19 protein-coding genes and 1 tRNA gene are annotated in these 17,464 nt (G+C 63.1%); 11 read left to right on the top strand and 9 right to left on the bottom strand.

The features are described 5' to 3' along the window. Positions 1–13: 13 nt before the first annotated feature. Positions 14–1,906, bottom strand: coding sequence for a helicase-associated domain-containing protein (locus CXY72_RS10335; protein WP_104127595.1), 1,893 nt, complete (start codon positions 1,904–1,906; stop codon positions 14–16). Continuing rightward, positions 1,906–2,181 (bottom strand): hypothetical protein, encoded by a 276-nt coding sequence (locus CXY72_RS10330; RefSeq protein WP_233193282.1) that lies wholly within the window; start codon positions 2,179–2,181, stop codon positions 1,906–1,908. The genes CXY72_RS10335 and CXY72_RS10330 overlap by 1 nt, the downstream gene beginning before the upstream one ends. 94 nt (positions 2,182–2,275) lie before the next feature. On the opposite strand from CXY72_RS10330, the gene CXY72_RS10325 reads away from it, so the two are divergent. Both CXY72_RS10325 and CXY72_RS10320 read left to right on the top strand, forming a co-directional pair. Further along, complete coding sequence (locus CXY72_RS10325) at positions 2,276–2,656, top strand: cold-shock protein (RefSeq protein ID WP_104127594.1); 381 nt, start codon at positions 2,276–2,278, stop codon at positions 2,654–2,656. Continuing rightward, a complete protein-coding gene (locus CXY72_RS10320; protein ID WP_104127593.1) occupies positions 2,649–3,314 on the top strand; it encodes a DUF3027 domain-containing protein in 666 nt (221 codons plus the stop codon). The genes CXY72_RS10325 and CXY72_RS10320 overlap by 8 nt, the downstream gene beginning before the upstream one ends. Here CXY72_RS10320 and CXY72_RS10315 read toward each other — a convergent pair. Next, positions 3,207–3,467, bottom strand: a complete 261-nt coding sequence (locus CXY72_RS10315; RefSeq protein ID WP_104127592.1) for a DUF2530 domain-containing protein — start codon at positions 3,465–3,467, stop codon at positions 3,207–3,209. The two genes, CXY72_RS10320 and CXY72_RS10315, sit on opposite strands and share 108 nt — an antisense overlap. Before the next feature lie 36 nt (positions 3,468–3,503). Then, a complete protein-coding gene (gene serC / locus CXY72_RS10310) occupies positions 3,504–4,616 on the bottom strand; it encodes a phosphoserine transaminase (RefSeq protein ID WP_104127591.1) in 1,113 nt (370 codons plus the stop codon). Positions 4,617–4,749: 133 nt separating this feature from the next. Here serC and CXY72_RS10305 point away from each other — a divergent pair, with 133 nt between their 5' ends. The 5 genes from CXY72_RS10305 to CXY72_RS19540 all read left to right on the top strand — a co-directional run bounded on the left by CXY72_RS10305 (position 4,750) and on the right by CXY72_RS19540 (position 8,444). Further along, entirely contained in the window at positions 4,750–5,469 is a 720-nt protein-coding gene (locus tag CXY72_RS10305; protein ID WP_104127590.1) for a metal-dependent transcriptional regulator, read from the top strand. Between the two features lie 325 nt (positions 5,470–5,794). Next, positions 5,795–6,568, top strand: a complete 774-nt coding sequence (locus CXY72_RS10300; protein WP_233197759.1) for a C40 family peptidase — start codon at positions 5,795–5,797, stop codon at positions 6,566–6,568. Positions 6,569–6,914: 346 nt separating this feature from the next. Continuing rightward, positions 6,915–7,412, top strand: a complete 498-nt coding sequence (locus tag CXY72_RS10295; RefSeq protein ID WP_104127589.1) for an HNH endonuclease — start codon at positions 6,915–6,917, stop codon at positions 7,410–7,412. Positions 7,413–7,554: 142 nt separating this feature from the next. After that, positions 7,555–7,629, top strand: a tRNA-Arg gene (locus tag CXY72_RS10290). Positions 7,630–8,288: 659 nt separating this feature from the next. After that, positions 8,289–8,444: a hypothetical protein gene (locus tag CXY72_RS19540; RefSeq protein ID WP_158252540.1), complete on the top strand. Its 156-nt coding sequence runs from the start codon at positions 8,289–8,291 to the stop codon at positions 8,442–8,444. Positions 8,445–8,957: 513 nt separating this feature from the next. Here CXY72_RS19540 and CXY72_RS10285 read toward each other — a convergent pair. After that, the gene (locus tag CXY72_RS10285) at positions 8,958–9,503 is read right to left on the bottom strand and encodes a heme-binding protein (RefSeq protein WP_104127588.1); all 546 of its coding nucleotides are present in this window, start codon (positions 9,501–9,503) and stop codon (positions 8,958–8,960) included. A 189-nt stretch (positions 9,504–9,692) separates the two neighbouring features. Here CXY72_RS10285 and CXY72_RS10280 point away from each other — a divergent pair, with 189 nt between their 5' ends. From CXY72_RS10280 to CXY72_RS10270, 3 genes are all read left to right on the top strand, one after another. Continuing rightward, on the top strand, positions 9,693–10,913 hold the full coding sequence (locus CXY72_RS10280; protein ID WP_104127651.1) for a sensor histidine kinase: 1,221 nt from the start codon (positions 9,693–9,695) through the stop codon (positions 10,911–10,913). After that, entirely contained in the window at positions 10,910–11,533 is a 624-nt protein-coding gene (locus CXY72_RS10275; RefSeq protein WP_104127587.1) for a response regulator transcription factor, read from the top strand. The genes CXY72_RS10280 and CXY72_RS10275 overlap by 4 nt, the downstream gene beginning before the upstream one ends. 332 nt (positions 11,534–11,865) lie before the next feature. Next, entirely contained in the window at positions 11,866–13,083 is a 1,218-nt protein-coding gene (locus CXY72_RS10270) for an LCP family protein (RefSeq protein WP_233197758.1), read from the top strand. Positions 13,084–13,110: 27 nt separating this feature from the next. Here CXY72_RS10270 and CXY72_RS20120 read toward each other — a convergent pair whose 3' ends face one another. The 4 genes from CXY72_RS20120 to CXY72_RS20660 form a co-directional block, all read right to left on the bottom strand. Next, positions 13,111–14,373: a hypothetical protein gene (locus tag CXY72_RS20120; protein WP_233197757.1), complete on the bottom strand. Its 1,263-nt coding sequence runs from the start codon at positions 14,371–14,373 to the stop codon at positions 13,111–13,113. 61 nt (positions 14,374–14,434) lie between these two features. Continuing rightward, positions 14,435–15,214, bottom strand: coding sequence for a glycosyltransferase family 39 protein (locus CXY72_RS20115; protein WP_233197756.1), 780 nt, complete (start codon positions 15,212–15,214; stop codon positions 14,435–14,437). Positions 15,215–15,249: 35 nt separating this feature from the next. After that, entirely contained in the window at positions 15,250–15,798 is a 549-nt protein-coding gene (locus tag CXY72_RS20665; RefSeq protein ID WP_370446253.1) for a GtrA family protein, read from the bottom strand. Continuing rightward, positions 15,795–16,487, bottom strand: a complete 693-nt coding sequence (locus CXY72_RS20660; RefSeq protein WP_370446251.1) for a glycosyltransferase — start codon at positions 16,485–16,487, stop codon at positions 15,795–15,797. The genes CXY72_RS20665 and CXY72_RS20660 overlap by 4 nt, the downstream gene beginning before the upstream one ends. A 505-nt stretch (positions 16,488–16,992) precedes the next feature. Between CXY72_RS20660 and CXY72_RS10255 the strand changes: the two genes are divergently transcribed. Next, the gene (locus CXY72_RS10255) at positions 16,993–17,337 is read left to right on the top strand and encodes a DUF2834 domain-containing protein (RefSeq protein WP_104127585.1); all 345 of its coding nucleotides are present in this window, start codon (positions 16,993–16,995) and stop codon (positions 17,335–17,337) included. Positions 17,338–17,464 lie beyond the last annotated feature (127 nt).

Genomic DNA, 17,464 nt, shown 5'->3' with positions numbered 1-17,464 from the left:
CGCCCCTAAGTGGTCACGGGGCCGGGGTGATGCTGAGGATGCTCTTAAGTGGCAGGGTGCGCTCGATGTCGGCCCGCCGGTCGCGGGCTCGGAAGCGTCCGTTGCTGACGCTGGCCGGTTCGAGCAGGTAGTCCACTACCGCGCCCCCGGGCATTGCGATGCTGACCAGGATGGTCTGCTTGGCCTTGATGGCGGTGTCGAGCTGGCGGGCCAGCCAGGCATCCGCTACTGAAACGCCACTTTCAGCGCGAAGCCGCAGCTTGTCGACCAGGTTGCGGGTGGTGTCAACCGTTGGTGTCAGCGTGACACGGGCGATCTGGTGTCGGCGCAAGTGCACGATCTCACCGAGGTCGTCTTCGGCAGCGGCGGGATAACGGGCGTCACTGAGCGCCCAAAACACGGCGTCACCGGCGAAGCGGCTGAGCAGGTGTTCACTGTCGCCGGCGCGCACGAGCGCGAGCGGCGCCAGGGTCTGGTCGACGGCTATAGTGCCGAGCAGTGCGGCATCAGCTGAGCAGACGTAGCTGAGAAAAACGGTGTCATTGCCGGGTGGGGCGATCGGGGCGTTCGGTCCGTCGGTGAGACGTCCCACTCGCACCCGACCGTACCGCGAAGCCGATTCGTTGATGAGGTAATCGACCGGCTGTGGAATGCCGGTGAGTGAGATCGACGTCAGAAAAGCGAGCAGTGAGTCTGCATTTTCTCCCGCGGCCAGGGCGCGATTGACGGATGCCGCGGTGATGCGATAACTCGAGGCGAGTTCTCGACTTTCCACGTCGGCCATTCCGCGCAGCCGGGAGTCGATCGACGGTGCAAGTGGGCCGGGCGCGACGATCGAGAGGTCGTGCTGCAGATATACCGCGCCGACTTCAGTCGGCAGCGCACCCGCCATGATGTCGACGGCTATTTCGAGGTCACCGCGCAGCACGTTGGCGCCGGCGGTGCTGGTGGTGTCGTTTGCAGTGATACCGAGCAACTCAGCGTCGCGGGCGAACTCGGTTAGCTGGGAGAGCATCCACTCGCCGCCGGCCGGATAGAGCCAGGCGATAAACGCGGTCAGTCCACCACCCCAGGGCAGCCCGGCCTGGCGCGGAAGAATGTCGGCCACGGTCGGCGGGAGCGCCGCCAACCAGGCCACGGCCAAGGCCGCCCAACGGGTGGTCGTGTGTTCGAGCAGCCAGGCCTCGCCGGCTTCGGTTTCCATCCAGTAACCGTCGGAGTGGGCGAGCAGGTCGGCCCGGGAAGCCAAGGCCAGGATCGGGGCAACCAGATCGACGTCGACCGTCATTACGGCGGCGAGGCGCTTGGTGTCGGGCAGGCCAATCCCCCCTCGACTGAGTTGCCGGGCGGGCTCGCGGCACAGCTCGTTGACCAGCTCGGCGATCGACGACACCATCCCGAAGGCGCGTTCAGCGGCCAGCTGGTCGATGAACGCAATCTCGCTGTCGGGCACGGCGGCGAGGGCGATCGGGGGCGAAGTGACGGCGAGGTCGGCGGTATCCGGCAGACTCTGAGACGGCCAGCGCGCCAGATGAGCCGAGACGGCGTCGTATGGGATGCAGCATCCGTCGTTTCGCTCGGCCAAAAGTACGGCGTGCAGGGCGTCGACCCGGCGGGCCACATCGGCCAGCGTGACCTCGGTTGAACCGAGTTCAAATAATCGGTCAGTCACTGCGACCAGCGTCGGCACGGAATTGTTGCTGGTAAGTTGCCCGGCCACGGCCAGAACGGCAAGGGTCGAGCGGTCCAGGTGGCTGAGGGCCAGTTGCACATTGCCTGCTTCAAGCAGGGCTTCGGCCAGATCGAAGAAGTCGTTGATGCCGTTCGCAGAAACGCCGCGCACCTTAATGACGTGCCGCAGCTCAGCATCGGGTAGGACCCGAAGTCTCGATGCGAGGCCGAGCATTACTCGCGGTCTCGTCGAGCTTCGCGACTGCGGCGAACTCCCGCAGAGATGATGAGCACGATGATGAGCACAAAACCGATGGGCAGGCCGTAGAGCGGAAGGATGAAGATCGGCGGCCAGAAACCGCGGCTGAACCCGTCGTTTTGGCCGACGCCCATCGCGGTCGCGATGATCACCGCAAGGAACGCGAGAATCGACAGCCCCACCACGCTCGCCACCATGTAAGCGAGCACACGTTCAAGCCGGCTGACGGCTTGTGGAGTTTGATTGGTCACAGCCTAAGGATACGGGCACACGGGTGCCGCAACCGAATATGCTGGGTTTACATCCCGCACTATATTGTGCGCCTAAAACTCAAATGAGGTTCAGATGCCCACCGGCAAGGTCAAGTTTTACGACGAGGAGAAAGGCTTTGGCTTCATCACGTCCGATGACGGGCAGGAGGTCTTTCTCCACGCTTCCGCTTTGCCATCCGGAGTGACCATCAAGGCCGGTGCGAAGCTCGAATTTGGTATCGCCGACGGCAAACGCGGCGCCCAGGCGCTGTCGGTGCGCGTGATCGAAGCTCCTCCGAGCCTGTCTAAATTCAACCGCAAGCCAGCCGATGATATGTCGATCATCGTTGAAGATTTGGTGAAGCTGCTCGACGGTATCGGCACAAATCTCAAGCGCGGTCGGTACCCCGAATCTAGTCACAGTAAGAAGATCGCGGCGATGCTGCGCAAGGTCGCCGAGGAACTGGATGCCTGAGGTCATCGACGCGCAGCCAGCCGATGCACAGCCCACCGATGCACAGCCCACGGAATCGGACAAACCGACCGATGCCATCCTGCTCGCGGCCGTTGAGCTGGCACGCACGGCGCTGCTGGAGATCACGACGGACGACACGATCGGCGAGGTCATCGGCCACATCGACGAAGGCGACCTCGTGGTGTCGCTGCTGTTCGACTGCCTACTGACCGGCTATCCGGGCTGGCGCTGGACCGTGAGTCTTGCGCGGGTCGACGAGAATTCCGAGCCGAAGGTTCTTGAAACCGAGCTCACGCCCGGCGATGACTCCCTGCTCGCGCCCGAGTGGGTGCCGTGGTCGGATCGTCTCGTCGACGACGACGACATTGCAGCGAATGATGACGAAGACGATGACGATGACGATGACGATGACGATGACGACGACGACGATGACGACGACGACGCAGACGATGACGGGTCTAACGAGAATCCAGTCGACGACGCAGATTTGATCGAGGACGACGCAGATGACTCCCTCGATGCTCTGGCCGGCATCGACTTCAACGAAGCGCTAGCGGCGGCGGATCTGAACCCAGGCGAGTCCAACGAGACCGACGCCGACGCCGATCACAGTGCACCACAGCCACCAACCCGTTCCCGGCGCGCTCGCCGCCCCTGACTTTGAGGCGCCCGGCGCCGCTTCGTCAAAGAAGAGGGCGGCGCCGAGTGCGACCAGCCAGAGCAGGGTGCCGACGATCAGTGCCGTGCGAGCATCCGTTCGTGCGGGCAGCGGATCGGGCCGGCGTTCGCTGTCTTTCAACCACAGGCGCATCGTGCGATCCTTTCGTTGCGTTTCGTGCAGCTGACTTCAGAGGTGTGCCACGACGTGCTCGATGGATGTCACGAGCTTCTTGACGTCTTCCGGGTCGATGGCAGTGAAAGTCGCGATGCGCAGTTGGTTGCGGCCGAGCTTGCGGTACGGCTCGGTGTCGAGGATGCCATTGGCACGCAGGGTTTTGCTGATCGATGAGGCGTCGATGGCGTCATCGAAGTCGATCGTCACGACGACCTGTGAGCGGTGCGTCGGATCGGCCACGAATGGGGTCGCATAGTCGACGCCCGCCGCCCAGTCATAGAGAACGGACGACGACTCCCTCGTTCGCAATGACGCCCACTCCAGGCCGCCGCTCTGGTTGATCCAGTCGATCTGGTTCTCCATCAGCAGGAGGGTGCTGAGAGCCGGCGTGTTCAGCGTCTGGTTCAGGCGCGAGTTGTCGACGGCGTTCTTGAGGCTGAGAAACTCGGGAATGTACCGGCCGCTCGCTGCGACGCGCTCGACCCGTTCGAGGGCCGCCGGTGAGAACAAGGCGAGCCATAGGCCACCGTCCGAAGCGAGGTTTTTCTGTGGGGCGAAATAATAGACATCCGCCTGGCTCGCGTCGAAGTCGATGCCGGCGGCGGCGCTGGTGGCATCGATGACGGTGAGCGCGCCCGCGTCACCGTTGACCCGGGAGACCGGGGCCATGACGCCCGTCGAGGTTTCATTCTGGGGCCAGGCGTAGACGTCGATGCCCTCACGCACCACGAAATCGCTGCGTGAGCCAGTGTCGGCCTTGATCACGTCGGGAGCTGCAAGCCAGGGGGCAGCCGCCGCCTTGGCGAACTTGCCGCCGAACTCGCCAAAGACGAGGTTCTGCGCGCGGTTTTCGATCAGGGAAAAGGCTGCGGCGTCCCAGAATGCGGTCGAGCCGCCGTTGCCGAGCACGACTTCGTAGCCGTCGGGAATGCGAAACAGTTCACCCAAGCCGGCGCGCACTCGGGCGACGAGTTCTTTCACGGGTGCCTGGCGGTGCGAGGTGCCGAGTACTCCGGTGCCGAATCCGAGAAGATGGTCGAGCTGTTCACGCCGGATTTTCGATGGGCCGCAGCCGAATCGTCCGTCGAGGGGGAGTAGATCGGTGGGTATCAGTAGGTCGGCCATACGGCGATTCTAGTTGCCCTGCCACGGGCGGGTAGGCTTGGGACGCTGTGCGGGCCACTGCCGAGGCCGCCAACGGAGCGCCGTTCTATCACTCGATGAGCGGTGCGCGCACGAGCCGAATGAAGGGCTGCGGATGAGCGATCTGATCGACACCACCGAAATGTATCTCCGCACGATCCTCGACCTGGAGGAAGAACAGATCGTGCCCCTGCGGGCCCGCATCTCCGAACGACTCGGACACTCCGGCCCGACCGTCTCGCAGACCGTCGCGCGGATGGAACGTGACGGCCTCGTCATCGTGTCCGGCGATCGGCACCTGGAACTCACCCCGACCGGCCGCAGCAAAGCCGTGCACGTAATGCGTAAGCATCGCTTGGCGGAACGCCTGCTCAGCGACGTGATCGGACTCGAGTGGGAGTTCGTGCACGATGAAGCCTGCCGCTGGGAACACGTGATGAGCGAACAGGTCGAACGCAAGATTTTGGAGATGCTCGGTCACCCGACCGAATCTCCCTACGGCAATCCGATTCCGGGGCTTGACGAGCTCGGTGATTCGCCGGCAGTCGCCTTCATGGCGGGCGTGACCAACGTGCTGTCGGTGGTGGCGAGTTCGACCGTGCCGGTAACCGCAGTCATCCGCCGTCTCGGTGAACCGGTGCAGTTTGACCCCGAGCTGCTCTTGCAACTCAAACAGAGCGGCGTCATGCCCGGCGCGACCGGGGTGTTTTCGGCCGCCGGATCGTACGTTCTAGTTCAGGTCGAAGGTTTCGGTGCCGGTTTAGAGCTCCCCAATGAGGTAGCCGGGCACATATTCGTTACGACACCGACCGGCCACAGCCCGGTCGCTCACTGAAATTGCACGGGGTTCGTAGCGCCGTGAATCGAGCCAGTCGTCTCGACCTGCTCGCAGGTTCGTTACCAATCCGTTAGAAATGTGCCGCTTCAGGGTGACAAATGCGCGTCGCTCTTGTAGCCTCGGGGGGTCCCACAGACCATGAAAGGTCGAAGGACTCTAGTCAAGACGCCTGCTTACCCCGTCTCTTGATTTACGAACACACCCGCGATTAGCGAAGTGGACGGGACGACAACCTGGTGGTGTCGAGGCGCCGGAGGTTACAACTTTGGCTGCATTAAGAACGAGAAGGTCCCGTCGCGGGCTGAGCCGAACGGTGGAGTCTGTGGAAAAAGTGGAATCGTCGGCAAGCTCTCACCGCGCCCGGCCCCGGGCGGCACCGAAGAAGCGACGTGGCGGTATCGCCAACATCGTCGTCATGACCCTCGCCACTGGACTCGTTGCCACCATGGCGCTCCCGGCCTATGCCTTTGCTCCCGGCTCGCAAGACGTTTCCTTCAAGGCCACCGAGTCCACGGAGATGTCCAAGACGCAGGCGCAGGCCGTTGAAGTCGATGCCCAGGCGGCAACCGTGAGCGTCGCTCGCGAAGGGTTCACTGCTACCACGCCCGAAGAACTTGCTGCCGCTGCCAGTGCTGCCGCTGCTGCCGTCGCCGCAGAAACCCGTCGTGTTGAGGTCGCCGCGCAGATGACCACCTATGCAGCGAGCTATTCCGGTCCGAGTGTTGCTGACTTCCTGGCAAACCCGACGTATCCGAATTTCGATCTCGCATCCGTTTTCAATGTTGCCTCGCAGTATCAGGGAACGCCGTACGTCTATGGCGGCGCCACACCGGCCGGGTTCGACTGCTCAGGCTTCATTATGTACGTGTACGCGCAGTTCGGGATCAGCCTGCCGCACTCCTCTGTGGGCCAGGCAGCGGCCGGAACAAAGATCTCGATCGAGGACGCCGTGCCAGGCGATCTGGTGATCATGGACGGTCACGATGGTTTCTACGCGGGCAACGGAAACATCCTGCACGCGCCGTACACCGGCCAGTCCGTGCGGATTCAGCCCATCTGGACCAGCGACTACTACATCGTGCGGATCGGTATCTAATTCGCCCCTGTCAATGAACGCTGGGTAACAGCTCACTCAAATGGCGCATACAGGTTCACCTGTTGCGCCATTTGTGGGTTAACCTTGTGCCCTGATGTAATTTGTAGGTTCAAAAGGAGAGCCAATGCATGAGCGACGCACTATCCACACCATGGATGTGCGCGGTCGCGAGTGCTTTCGGCATAGTTGTCAGAGCGAGCAGAGCTGTGTGAGCAGCCATAAGGCGTTGTCATTGTGACGGCGCCTTTTTTTGTACTCTTTTTCGCCCCGTCGCGCTCCTGTTCTTTACGCATCGGATGTAGTTCGAATGGCTGGAAGCCGTCCAGTCTCCTTCGAAAGGAAGCGCATGCGCACACTGGTACTCAATGCGGGCTACGAGCCCCTCGCCGTCGTCTCGTTCAAACGAGCGCTTATTCTGGTGATGAACCAGAAGGCAACGATCGTGCAGTCCGATCAGGGCCACCCCGTTTTCGCGACTTCGGGCTCGTGGGATCGCCCGAGCGTCATTCTGCTCACGCGGTACGTGCGCATCCCCATGTCGCGCCTGGTTCCGGTCAGTCGCCGCGGAGTCTTACGCCGTGACGAGCATCGTTGCTGCTATTGCGGCAAGTCGGCTGCCACGATCGACCACGTGTTGCCGCGCTCGCGTGGTGGCCGTGATACCTGGGACAACCTTGCCGCGTGTTGTCTGCGGTGCAATAACCTCAAGAGCGACCACACCCCGGCCGAAATGGGCTGGAAGCTGCGCTTCACCCCTCGGATGCCGCAGGGCACGACCTGGATTGTGCGGGGAGTCGAGCGCCCCGAGCAGGAATGGGACGCCTATCTGGCCCCGGCCGCCTAGGACCACGCTCTGACGCGCGGCCATCAGGAGGGTCGAAATCGAACTCACGATCAGGAGCGTATTGACGGGGCAGCGCTTGCCCCGTGTCAATGCGGGTGGCGCGCCCGACTGAGCGGACTGATCGGCTAAACTTGCCAGATCCGCCTCTGTAGCTCAGTGGAAGAGCAATTCCGTCCTAAGGAAATGGCCGGGGGTTCGAATCCCTCCAGGGGCACCACGCTTTGAGCCCTGCATTCCGTGTAAAGAATGGGCTGTAGGGCTTTCGCCATTCTCAAGAATGGCGGTTGCCCAAACTTCACAAAATTTAGGTGTGATCTGTGGTCGCTGAAACGGCTCGCCGCCCTCAACGAACAGGCGGGTTCAACGATATTCATCGTGCTGTCCACTGCCTGGACCGTCACCTCGCAGCGCGGCAGATACTTCCCCCAGCTGATTATCCACAAGGCCCGTTAGGCCACTCGACGTTCAGGCTAGAGCGCCGCGGTCGCAGTGCTTTGATGACCAAGGTTCACAGTTGGTCCAAAGGCCAGGATCGGAAGGGTTGGACGCTGAAATTGGTCGGAAGGTAGCACAGAACTCGGAGTTGATTCGAGGCTGGGTTAAGACGAATCGGGCGCCGATCGACGGCAAGTTCTGGGACCACCCGTTGGGAACCGTCCGGCGTCCTGCGTACTTGTGCTGCCCGGACACATCCTCTGCGTTGGCTACAGTGCGCGCTCTGTGACAGTGCTTCGACGTTCAGCGAGGTCCACGTGCACACCACGGCGTCGCCGCGAAAGACTTCGGGGTGTTTTTTCTGAATTTTCATGACATTTGTGGACGAGGAAACGTCCTACTCGTGACTGCGTTACACACGCCGACGATTCTGAGGAGCACATGTCGCAACGTAATACCCTCATTCGCTGCCTGCATGGCATCAAACTGGCCGCCTGGAAGCAGTGGGCTCCCGTGCAGATGGCCGCGTGCACGCGCGCAGCCCCCACCTTCGAAATGAAAGAGAGCCGTGATGACAAGTGCTACTCGCAACATTGAGGGATTGGTCGAGGTGTGGCCGGTCCGCATCGCTCACAACGAAAGGACTTCAGTGTCGTATCCCCAACAGGCACCGTGCGCAGCCGACGATCTTGAAGTCCGCAATCTGTCCGATCACGAGTGGCGTGTGGGCGATCGGCGTTGCCACGAGAGGTCGCCAGCGAAGGTTCTGGGTTACGTTGAGAAATGTGTTTCGACTTTTGAAGTGCTGAACCTGAAAGACCCACGACAAGTTTTCATATTCGATCGTTTCGATACCGCGGTCGCCTCGTTTGCATCTGCCGTTTCGACCTAGTTCGGAGTCTTTGGCGCACTGCTTTCCGTTGTCATCATCGTCGCCATGGCAGCTGTCTCGCGCGAGCTGATTCGGAACGCCGTCGTCCCCGTTACGGCCTCGATCTTGGTTTCCATCGCCGGAATTCTCGTTGTGGGAACCGGCGGCGACTTTGCGGTGCAGGCCTGGGTCTTGGAGCCAGTCCAGCCTAAACTTCGGGAGGTCGCGATGGAAGGAAATTACCCTTCAGCGCCGGTGACTGCAGCGGCTCCGGCTGCTGCGCAAGCTTCGTCGAGCTTGCCGTCCGGGGCACCGCCCACTCCGATGCCGGCTACTGAGACGCCGTCAACCTTCAGGGGCACGCCGCCGGGCAGGAATAGGGTACCGGGGAGATCGTCGATGCCTGAGCCGTTCCCGGTGAGGCGCTTGGCGAGTTCGCTCGTGGGCGCCCCGAAGGCCGCTGCGGTGTAGGCCTTCTGCTTGGCGGCTTCGATGGTATGTTCGGCGGCATTGTCACCACGCAGCAGCGCCTGGACAGTGCCGAAGCGGTCTACCAGTGCGACGGTGACGAACGGTAGGTTGTCCGCCTGGCACTTCGCCAGGGCTGCCCCCACTGCATCGGCCGATGCGCCGACTGTGATCCGGTTCTGGGCCACCACGGTGCCAGCACCCGGTTGGATGTCAGTTGCGGGAGCCGGCGTTGCCATAGCAGCGGCGCCGACTCCCGCGGTCAGCAACAGTGCTGCGGTGGCGACGGTGGCAAAAACCTTGTGGGACTTCTTCATGACATTCTCCTTTAGATGGTCTTGCAATCGGCTGTTTTCTTATGCTGGCGGGCTGCAGGTCCTCCTGCATCAGGCATCGGTCGGTCTCGGGCTCAACCGTTGTGATGGCAATATCAGCCGAATGGTTGAGCGGGCCGTAACGGCGGGACCTCTAGGATGGTCGCAGCGCCCCACATCGACTGGACCTTCATGCCTGCCGCAGCCATCCCGCCCCCCGTATCGGGCGATCGCCCAGAGCTCGGCCGGATCGACGCTGTCGTCCACCTGAGTTTCGCCTTGCTCATGGTGACGTCCGGGGTTCGGTATGTGCTTCGGCACAGCCCCGCCGACAATGTTCCGGTGCTGATACTCGTAGCAGCAGTCTGCGCCCTATATGCTGGAATCGCCGTGCTTGCGCAACGCCGGCGGCCCTGGACGCCTTGGGTGTTCACCCTCGTGGTGGGCTGGGCAGCCCTGGTGATCCTCGCGCCCAGCTTTGCCTGGTGTTCGCTTGCCGTTTTCTTCCTCTGCCGCGCCGCCTTCAGCGGCTGGGCCGCCTATCTGGCCGGGGGTGCGACGGCGGTCTCCACCGCCATCGGGCTATTCCGTCTGAGCGGGTCCACGGACATCGCCATGTTGCTGGGTCCGCTGGCCGCCGGAGTGTTGCTGACCCTGGTCTACGACCGGATGGAGCACGATACAGCCCTCCAGCGACAGCTTGCCGCGGAGGTCTCCAATGCACAGCAGCAGTTGGCGGTCGGCGCACGCGATGCCGGAATCGCTGCCGAGCGTGAGCGGGTATCCCGCGAAATTCATGACACGGTGACCCAGGGCCTGGCCTCCGGCGTGCTCCTGCTCGAAGCCGCGCTGCGTACCTGGCCGGATCCTGCGGCACGCACGGATATCAGCAGGGCTGGGTCCCTGCTCCGCCAGAACCTCGCCGACACGCGCCGTCTGGTGCACGAACTCTCCGTACCGAGAACCGACGCGCCGCTGGCGGAGGCGCTCCGTGAAGCAGCGTCGCTTTACCTGGAGAGCGTTCAGGTGAAGGTCACCGGTGAGGCACGTCCGGTCCCGGCCGACGTTCGGCATGCCCTGCTTCGTGTGACACAGAGTGCCGCAGCGAACATCAGGCTCCACGCTGATGCCGGCAATGCCAGCCTGACCCTCGGGTACCTTCCGTGCACGGTGACGCTCGACATCTACGACGACGGCCGCGGCTTCGACCCCGGGGCCCTTGCCGAGCCCTCGGAAAGCGGAGGATACGGCCTGCGGGCCATGCGCCAACGCGTGGAACAGCTGGGCGGCGTCTTCGCGGTGGAAAGCGTTCCGGGCGAAGGTACCATCGTCGCAGCACAACTCCCGGTCCCCGCCACGGGGCATGCGCAGCCGGCGGAAGTGCCGGCGAAAGTGCGGGTGCAAGCACCATGACAATCTCCGTCCTCCTAGTGGATGACCATTTGGTGGTCCGCACCGGGCTGCGGGCACTCCTGGGGACCCAATTCGACCTCGACGTCATCGCCGAAGCCGCCTCCGGAGAAGAAGCACTCGCCGCCGTTGAGCGCTGCTCCCCGGACGTTGTGATGATGGACCTGGCCCTCGGCGCAGGGATGGACGGCATCGAGTCGATCCGGCAACTCCGTCGGCGTACCCCGCAGCCAGCGATCCTCGTCTTCACCACCTACGATTCCGATGCCGACATTGTTCGCGCCGTCGACGCCGGAGCCATGGGCTATCTCCTCAAGGACGCTGACCCGGAGGAGATCTTCGCCGCCATCCGCGGCGCCATCCAGGGCAGGAGTTTCATGAGCGCGCCCGTCGCGTCGCGACTGTTCCAGCAGCTAAGGAACCCCGGCGAGGTGCTCACCCCGCGGGAAGCCGAACTGCTCAGCCTCCTCACCGAGGGGCTCAGCAACCGTGAGCTGAGCAAACGCCTCTTCATCTCCGAGGCCACAGTCAAAACCCATCTGGCCCACATCTACGCGAAACTCGGTGTCGACACCCGGGGTGCCGCCATCACCACCGCCCTCCGCCGGGAAGGCATGCGCTAGGGCGCCTCTCCTGATTCCTCGAGCCACTGGGAACGCGTGCTCCCCGCAAGCGTGCCAACATGCGAAAAAACTTTGGGTGAACCTGAACGCCTCACTGCCCACAGCGCGACGCCTGCCCATGCGTGGCACGGAGCCGGTGACTGATTGCGGTCTTACAGGGTGCCGATAGCGTTGCTGCATAGAGTCACACCTGACACGTTTCTGCGCTGTCGTCGAGGGCGGAGGTGCACGCTGTGACAGATGGTGATTCCCCGCGACCGCGACCGCGAACGCACGTGGCGGCTGTTGCGGTGCGTCACGGGCGGCTGGCTCGTCGTCGATCGTTGGCAGCGGTGGCTTCTGTTCTGCTTCTCGCGTTCGGCGTCGTTGTGGTCAGTGGAGGTGCTCTCGCTGTGATTGCCGCATGGGATGTCGCCAGCAGTGTGAAACCCGGCGTACACCTGAACCATGTCGCACCCGGCGCCAGTCAGGCAGATCCTACCGCCGTCGATGTGAGCGCGATCGGCGGCGGCGTCAACCTTCTCATCACCGGAACGGATACGCGCACAGGTCAGGGCGCAGCGTTCTCGTCAAACGCTGATTTGACGAGCAGCTCCGGTGCGGGGCACAACGACGTCACAATGCTGCTTCACATCTCCCAGAATCATCAAAGCGTGAGTGTGATCAGTTTTCCCAGGGACCTGATGATCGCCGTTCCCGCGTGTGCACATCCGGACGGCGGCACGTATGCCTCGTCTAGTCGGGTGATCCTCAACTCCACACTCGCGCGCGGTGGTCTCTCCTGCGTGGTGCTCTCGATTGAAAAGCTCACCGGCCTGCAGATTCCGTTCGCTGCCCAGATTAGTTTTGCGGGCGTGACGGCAATGTCCGACGCCGTCGGTGGCGTCACAGTGTGCGTCGCGTCGCCGATCAACGACCTGTACACCAACCCTCCGCTGCACCTTGCGGCGGGCGAGCACACCATCGTCGGTGGGGAAGCGTTGTCTTTCTTGCGCAGCAGGCACGGCGTCGGCGATGGAAGCGACTTGGGCCGGATCAGTAATCAACAGGTTTTCCTGGGCGCCCTGGCCCGAAAAGTCGAGGGCGGCGGCATGCTCGCCAACCCGATCACGCTTTTCTCTCTGGCCAAGGCAGCGACAAACAACATGATTCTCTCGGACACGTTGACAGATCCCATCACGCTCGTTCAAATAGCGCTGGCTCTGAAGGACACCGGCTTGGAGAACATGATCTTTCTGCAGTACCCGACCGTTGTCGACCCCAGCGACGTGAACCGCGTCGTGCCGGAGAAGGCGGGCGCCGGGATCCTGAATGCTGCGTTGGTCGCTGACGCCCTTCTTCGCCTGAGCGGTGCACCGGGACGAGCCGCAGTTGGGTCCGCGACGGCCAGCCCCAGCCCTGTTGCATCCGCCAGCGCCATGTCAACGCCGAACGTGCCGCCTGCCAGCGCCTCGCCGACCACGGCGCCCAACTCGCCGGCTGACGCGCTGTTCCCCTCGACCATCATCGGCCAGAGCACGGCCCAGCAAACCTGCAGTAAGGGGTCCTGACTTTCTCCGCTCCCTTCATCGTGTGCCTCACGTGCCGAGCACGTTCTTGAAGGACCAGGAGTACGCCGGTGACCGGGGCTGTGCAGCAGCATGTCGGGACACAGAGAGGTTGTACACCCTGACACCACCGACGACTCGCGCGGTATACGTCGCCGCAACCCAGCGAGCGATCGCGTTCGAATCGCTCGAACGGCCGATGGCCTGTGGAGAAGTTCCTCCAATGAAGTAGTGGATTTCTCGGGCGGCTACGTCAGCCTGGAACTGGGCGAGCGTCGGTGCCGGATCGGTGCCTCTGAAACCGCCAACCGCCATCACCGGCAGCTCCGTGGAGAGCTGATAACTGGCAGCCCGATCCGATCCGATGGTCGCTGCGACCCAGGTGTAGCTCCCGGAATTCACGGTGAGCAGTGCAGCGATACCGGTACTGCCCGCAGTGGTTCCGCTGGCGCTGATGCCGGATTTGCCCTGCTGTACGGGACCGGTCCGGCCGCTCGCACCGATTTGTTCGGGTGGTGGGCCGCCAGCACCGCTGGTGGCCCCGGGGAGAAATGATTCTCCCTGATCGGCCGTTCCTCTATCGCGCCTGCCGCCAGCGGCATTCGGTCCGGCCGTGACGAATGAACCGCTGTGGGGCGTCAACACGGTTTGGAGGGAATAAGCAACCGGAGCCATGAGGGCACAGCCGAGGACTGCCGCTACGGTCACCCGCCCGATCCAGGTCCTGGTGGGAGCGCCGAGCGTCCCTGCTCGGGGCGGGGCCAACAACAGCACGGTTGCGAGCACGCCGAGCACAGCGATGATGAACTTCAGCGACGGCAGCCAGTCGGTGGTTCGGTCGAGGAGCACCCAGGCCCAGACGCTCGTCACAAGCATCGCGACGGCCGCGATGATGCGGGCCCAGAGCGCCTTACGTTTCATCCAGACGAGGCTTGCACCGATTGCAGCGGTTCCGGCGAGCGCTGGCGCGAGGGCCAAGGTGTAGTACGCATGGAAGATTCCGGCCATGAAGCTGAAGGCGAGCGTGGACACGAGTAAGTGGCCGGCGAAGAGCAGCAGGGTGGCCCGACGCAACGAAACGCGCTGCGCATGCCGCAGCACGATCAGTGCTGTACCGAGGAGCAGCAGGGCAGCGGGCAGGAGCCAGGTGACCTGACCCCCGACCTCGCCAAGGAAGATCCGCAAGATTCCGGTCGAATTTCTCGTTCCCACGGCGGGCGTGACGGCGTCGCCGGCAACGCTGCCAGTCTTGTTGCCGATGAGGCGGCTGAACCCGTTGTAGCCGAAGGTCAACTCGAGAAAACTGTTTGTCTTTGAGCCACCGACATAGAGGCGCCAGTCCGCTGGAAGCAGCTCAACGATGGCGACCCATCAGCCGGCCGAGAAAAGCACGACGCCGAGCGCCGCGAGTGAATGCCAGACCCCGGGTGAAGAGCCTATGTGGCGCCGCATACACGTACACGCTGGCCAGAGCTGGCAGGATGAGGAACGCCTGCAGCTGTTTGGTGAGAAAACCCAAACCCACCATTGCCCCGGCCCAGAGCAACCATTTGAGCCGGCCCGTCTCGATGCCGCGCAAGGTGCAGTAGGTTGCAAGGCTCAGGAGCAGAACGAGCAAGGCGTCGGGGTTGTTGTACCGGAACATCAGCGCAGCGACCGGAGTCACGGCGAGCACGACGCCAGCGAGCAAGGCGGTGCCAGCCGAAAAGCGTCGGCGGACGGTGGCGTAGAGCACGCCGACCGAGGCGACACCGAGAAGCGCCTCGGGTATGAGGATGCTCCACGAGCTGAGTCCGAATAATCGCACCGACAGGGCCATCAACCAGAGACTCGCGGGAGGTTTATCGACAGTGATCACGTTGCCGGCGTCGGAAGATCCGAAGAAGAACGCGGTCCAGTCGGCCGATCCGGCCTGCACCGCCGCAGAATAGAACGAATTCGCCCAGCCGCTGGCGCCCAGATCCCAGGTGTACAGGACGGCGGTGGCGAGCAGGAGGCTCAAGAGGGCCGGGCGTTCCCATCGCGCGGAGCCGGGCCTGCCCCGGATGATGGCGCGCATCAGGCTCGTTGTCCGGCCCGCGAAGTGGGCCAGGACTGGGGACAGGGGAGGCTGTTCGTTGGCCTGGATCGTCATGAATTGGCTGCTTTCTGTAGGGAAGGAGCATCGATTCAGAAGAGGACCTCTTCGCGCGATGTACGGGACGCGATCGTAGATTCGGTCGGAGCCGGAGAACGCTCGCTCCGAAAGACCCAGAGCCGTAAAAGCACGAAACGCATGACGGTCGCGATCAAGTTGGCTGCGGTGAGCACAATGAGTTCGGCCTGCGCACTGGCATCCGCTCGGATGACGTGCAGTCCAAGGAGTGACCCGCTGGTCACGAGCCAGGCCCAGCCGAAAATCACCAGGCCCTGCGCCTGATGCTTGATCGCGCCTCGCCGCCCGTGCACGCCGAAAGTGAGTCGACGGTTGGCCCAGGTGTTCAACACTGCAGTGATCAGCAGGGCGAGGGAATTCGCTAGTTGGGCTGGCATCGCCACTTGGAGTACAAGGTAGAGCAGTGCAAAGGCGATCGTCGACAGCCCGCCGATCACGCCGAAGCGCAGCACCTGGCCCAGGAACGTCGGCGGCGTCGGCGGTGCGAACGGCGGACGGCCCAGTTCGGCGTAGAGTTCGTCGACGGGAATTCTTCCGGTGATGAGGGAGTGCGCTACCCTCACGAGACCTTGAGATCGTCGACGGCCGTGCTGACCACGTCGACACGACTGTCGGCGTCGTCGGTCCAGTCGACCGGCACCTCGTGGATCCGGAGTCCGGCGCGTTCGGCGATGATGAGCAGCTCGGTGTCGAAGAACCACCCGTTGTCTTCTACGAGCGGGAGAACACGCGGGGCAACTTCGCGGCGCATGGCCTTGAAGCCGCACTGGGCGTCGCTGAATTCGACACCCATCGTCGTGCGCACCAAGGCGTTGTAACTGCGTGAGATGAGTTCGCGTTTGCCGCCGCGGGTAACTCGTGAACCGTGCGACAGTCGGCTGCCGATTGCGATGTCGGAATGCCCGGAGCGCAGCGCAGCGACGAGGGGCGGGAGCCCTCGGAGGTCGGTGGAGAGGTCCACGTCGACATCTACGACGACGGCGGCCGGTGAAGCTAGCCAGACCTCCTTGAGCGCCCGGCCGCGTCCTTTTTCGACGAGGTGCACGGCATGAACACCCGACAGTTCCGACACGAGGGAGTCGGCGATGGAAGCGGTTTGGTCGGTACTGGCGTTGTTCGCGATGGTGATGCGCCAGGACTCGCTGAATTGGGCGGCCAAGTACGCGTGCAACACACGAATGCTGCGCGCGAGGATCTGTTGTTCGTTGTAGACGGGCACAACGACGTCGAGAGCGAGAACTGATGCGGTCATGCAGAAACTATCGGGCCCGTGTCTATGCTGCAGCAGTCCCCTGCCTAGGAGCTCGCCGAGAGAAACAGCACAGTGTCGGTTGATTGATCTGGCGGTGGTCGTACCGGTGCATGATCGATGCATTATTCGGCGTCGAGTCCGGTGAATCGGTCGGGCTGCGGGCTGCGCCCCGCGTTCATCGGTCGGTATATTTCGGGCGATAGGGCGTTTCATTCGACAGCCCTCCGCCTCTCGGCAATCACGAACTGACTCGAGATCAACTCGACGCAGGGGGACGCGACCGTTTGTCCGCTCACCCGGGATGGAAGCTGGGGGTCGTGAATCCACTGGGCGGTGCACCGTGATCGGAGTGGTCTCCGGAGCGAAAATCGCAGGGTCGACGTTCCGCGCATCGCGCTGCAACTGGCCATAGGGGTGAACGGCCGCCTCGTCCTTCAGGCGTTCCCCGGTGGCAGAAAGATCCAACAGGGGCCCGTCCCAAATCTGCGGCGCGCATAATGTCGGCATGAACAAACACTGGACGCCGCTCGCTCTCGTCTACCTCGGACTGAGTCTCGCCGGGCTCGCTGGGACCTGGACGTACAACGTTGTCGCGATCGTGCAGATGCGCGACTTCATCGTCGACTGGGTGGACAGTGGACCGGCGGTCTCGTCGCTCACCGTTGACTTGCTCATCGCGGCGGTGGCCGGGAGCATCCTGATCATCGTCGAGGCGCGACGGCTCGGCATGAAGCGGGGCTGGCTTTATGTCGCACTGTCGGGAGTCACCGCCTTCGCCTTCACCTTTCCGCTGTTCCTCGCGATGCGCGAGCGTGCCTTGGAAACGGCGCGGGCAAAGGTGCTGGAGTAAGCGGGCTGCCGGATATTCGTTTCGGCTCGTGCTGGGGGCGGCGGCAACGCCGCGTGGCGACAAGCCAAGGACCGCCTCGATCGTGTGCAGCACCTGCGCGTTCCGAGAGAGTTCTAGACTGTTACTT

It is taken from the genome of Cryobacterium sp. Y57 (assembly GCF_002929505.1).
Classification (GTDB): Bacteria; Actinomycetota; Actinomycetes; order Actinomycetales; family Microbacteriaceae; genus Cryobacterium.
This window is presented reverse-complemented; position numbering and strand designations above follow the sequence as displayed.

Bases quoted from the DNA above. Each gene is read 5' to 3' on its own strand.
- CXY72_RS10335 (WP_104127595.1), bottom strand. From the start codon at position 1,906: ATGCTCGGCCTCGCATCGAGACTTCGGGTCCTACCCGATGCTGAGCTG.
- CXY72_RS10325 (WP_104127594.1), top strand. From the start codon at position 2,276: ATGCCCACCGGCAAGGTCAAGTTTTACGACGAGGAGAAAGGCTTTGGC.
- CXY72_RS10320 (WP_104127593.1), top strand. From the start codon at position 2,649: ATGCCTGAGGTCATCGACGCGCAGCCAGCCGATGCACAGCCCACCGAT.
- CXY72_RS10315 (WP_104127592.1), bottom strand. From the start codon at position 3,467: ATGCGCCTGTGGTTGAAAGACAGCGAACGCCGGCCCGATCCGCTGCCC.
- serC (WP_104127591.1), bottom strand. From the start codon at position 4,616: ATGGCCGACCTACTGATACCCACCGATCTACTCCCCCTCGACGGACGA.
- CXY72_RS10305 (WP_104127590.1), top strand. From the start codon at position 4,750: ATGAGCGATCTGATCGACACCACCGAAATGTATCTCCGCACGATCCTC.
- CXY72_RS10295 (WP_104127589.1), top strand. From the start codon at position 6,915: ATGCGCACACTGGTACTCAATGCGGGCTACGAGCCCCTCGCCGTCGTC.
- CXY72_RS19540 (WP_158252540.1), top strand. From the start codon at position 8,289: ATGTCGCAACGTAATACCCTCATTCGCTGCCTGCATGGCATCAAACTG.
- CXY72_RS10285 (WP_104127588.1), bottom strand. From the start codon at position 9,503: ATGAAGAAGTCCCACAAGGTTTTTGCCACCGTCGCCACCGCAGCACTG.
- CXY72_RS10280 (WP_104127651.1), top strand. From the start codon at position 9,693: ATGCCTGCCGCAGCCATCCCGCCCCCCGTATCGGGCGATCGCCCAGAG.
- CXY72_RS10275 (WP_104127587.1), top strand. From the start codon at position 10,910: ATGACAATCTCCGTCCTCCTAGTGGATGACCATTTGGTGGTCCGCACC.
- CXY72_RS20115 (WP_233197756.1), bottom strand. From the start codon at position 15,214: ATGACGATCCAGGCCAACGAACAGCCTCCCCTGTCCCCAGTCCTGGCC.
- CXY72_RS20660 (WP_370446251.1), bottom strand. From the start codon at position 16,487: ATGACCGCATCAGTTCTCGCTCTCGACGTCGTTGTGCCCGTCTACAAC.
- CXY72_RS10255 (WP_104127585.1), top strand. From the start codon at position 16,993: ATGAACAAACACTGGACGCCGCTCGCTCTCGTCTACCTCGGACTGAGT.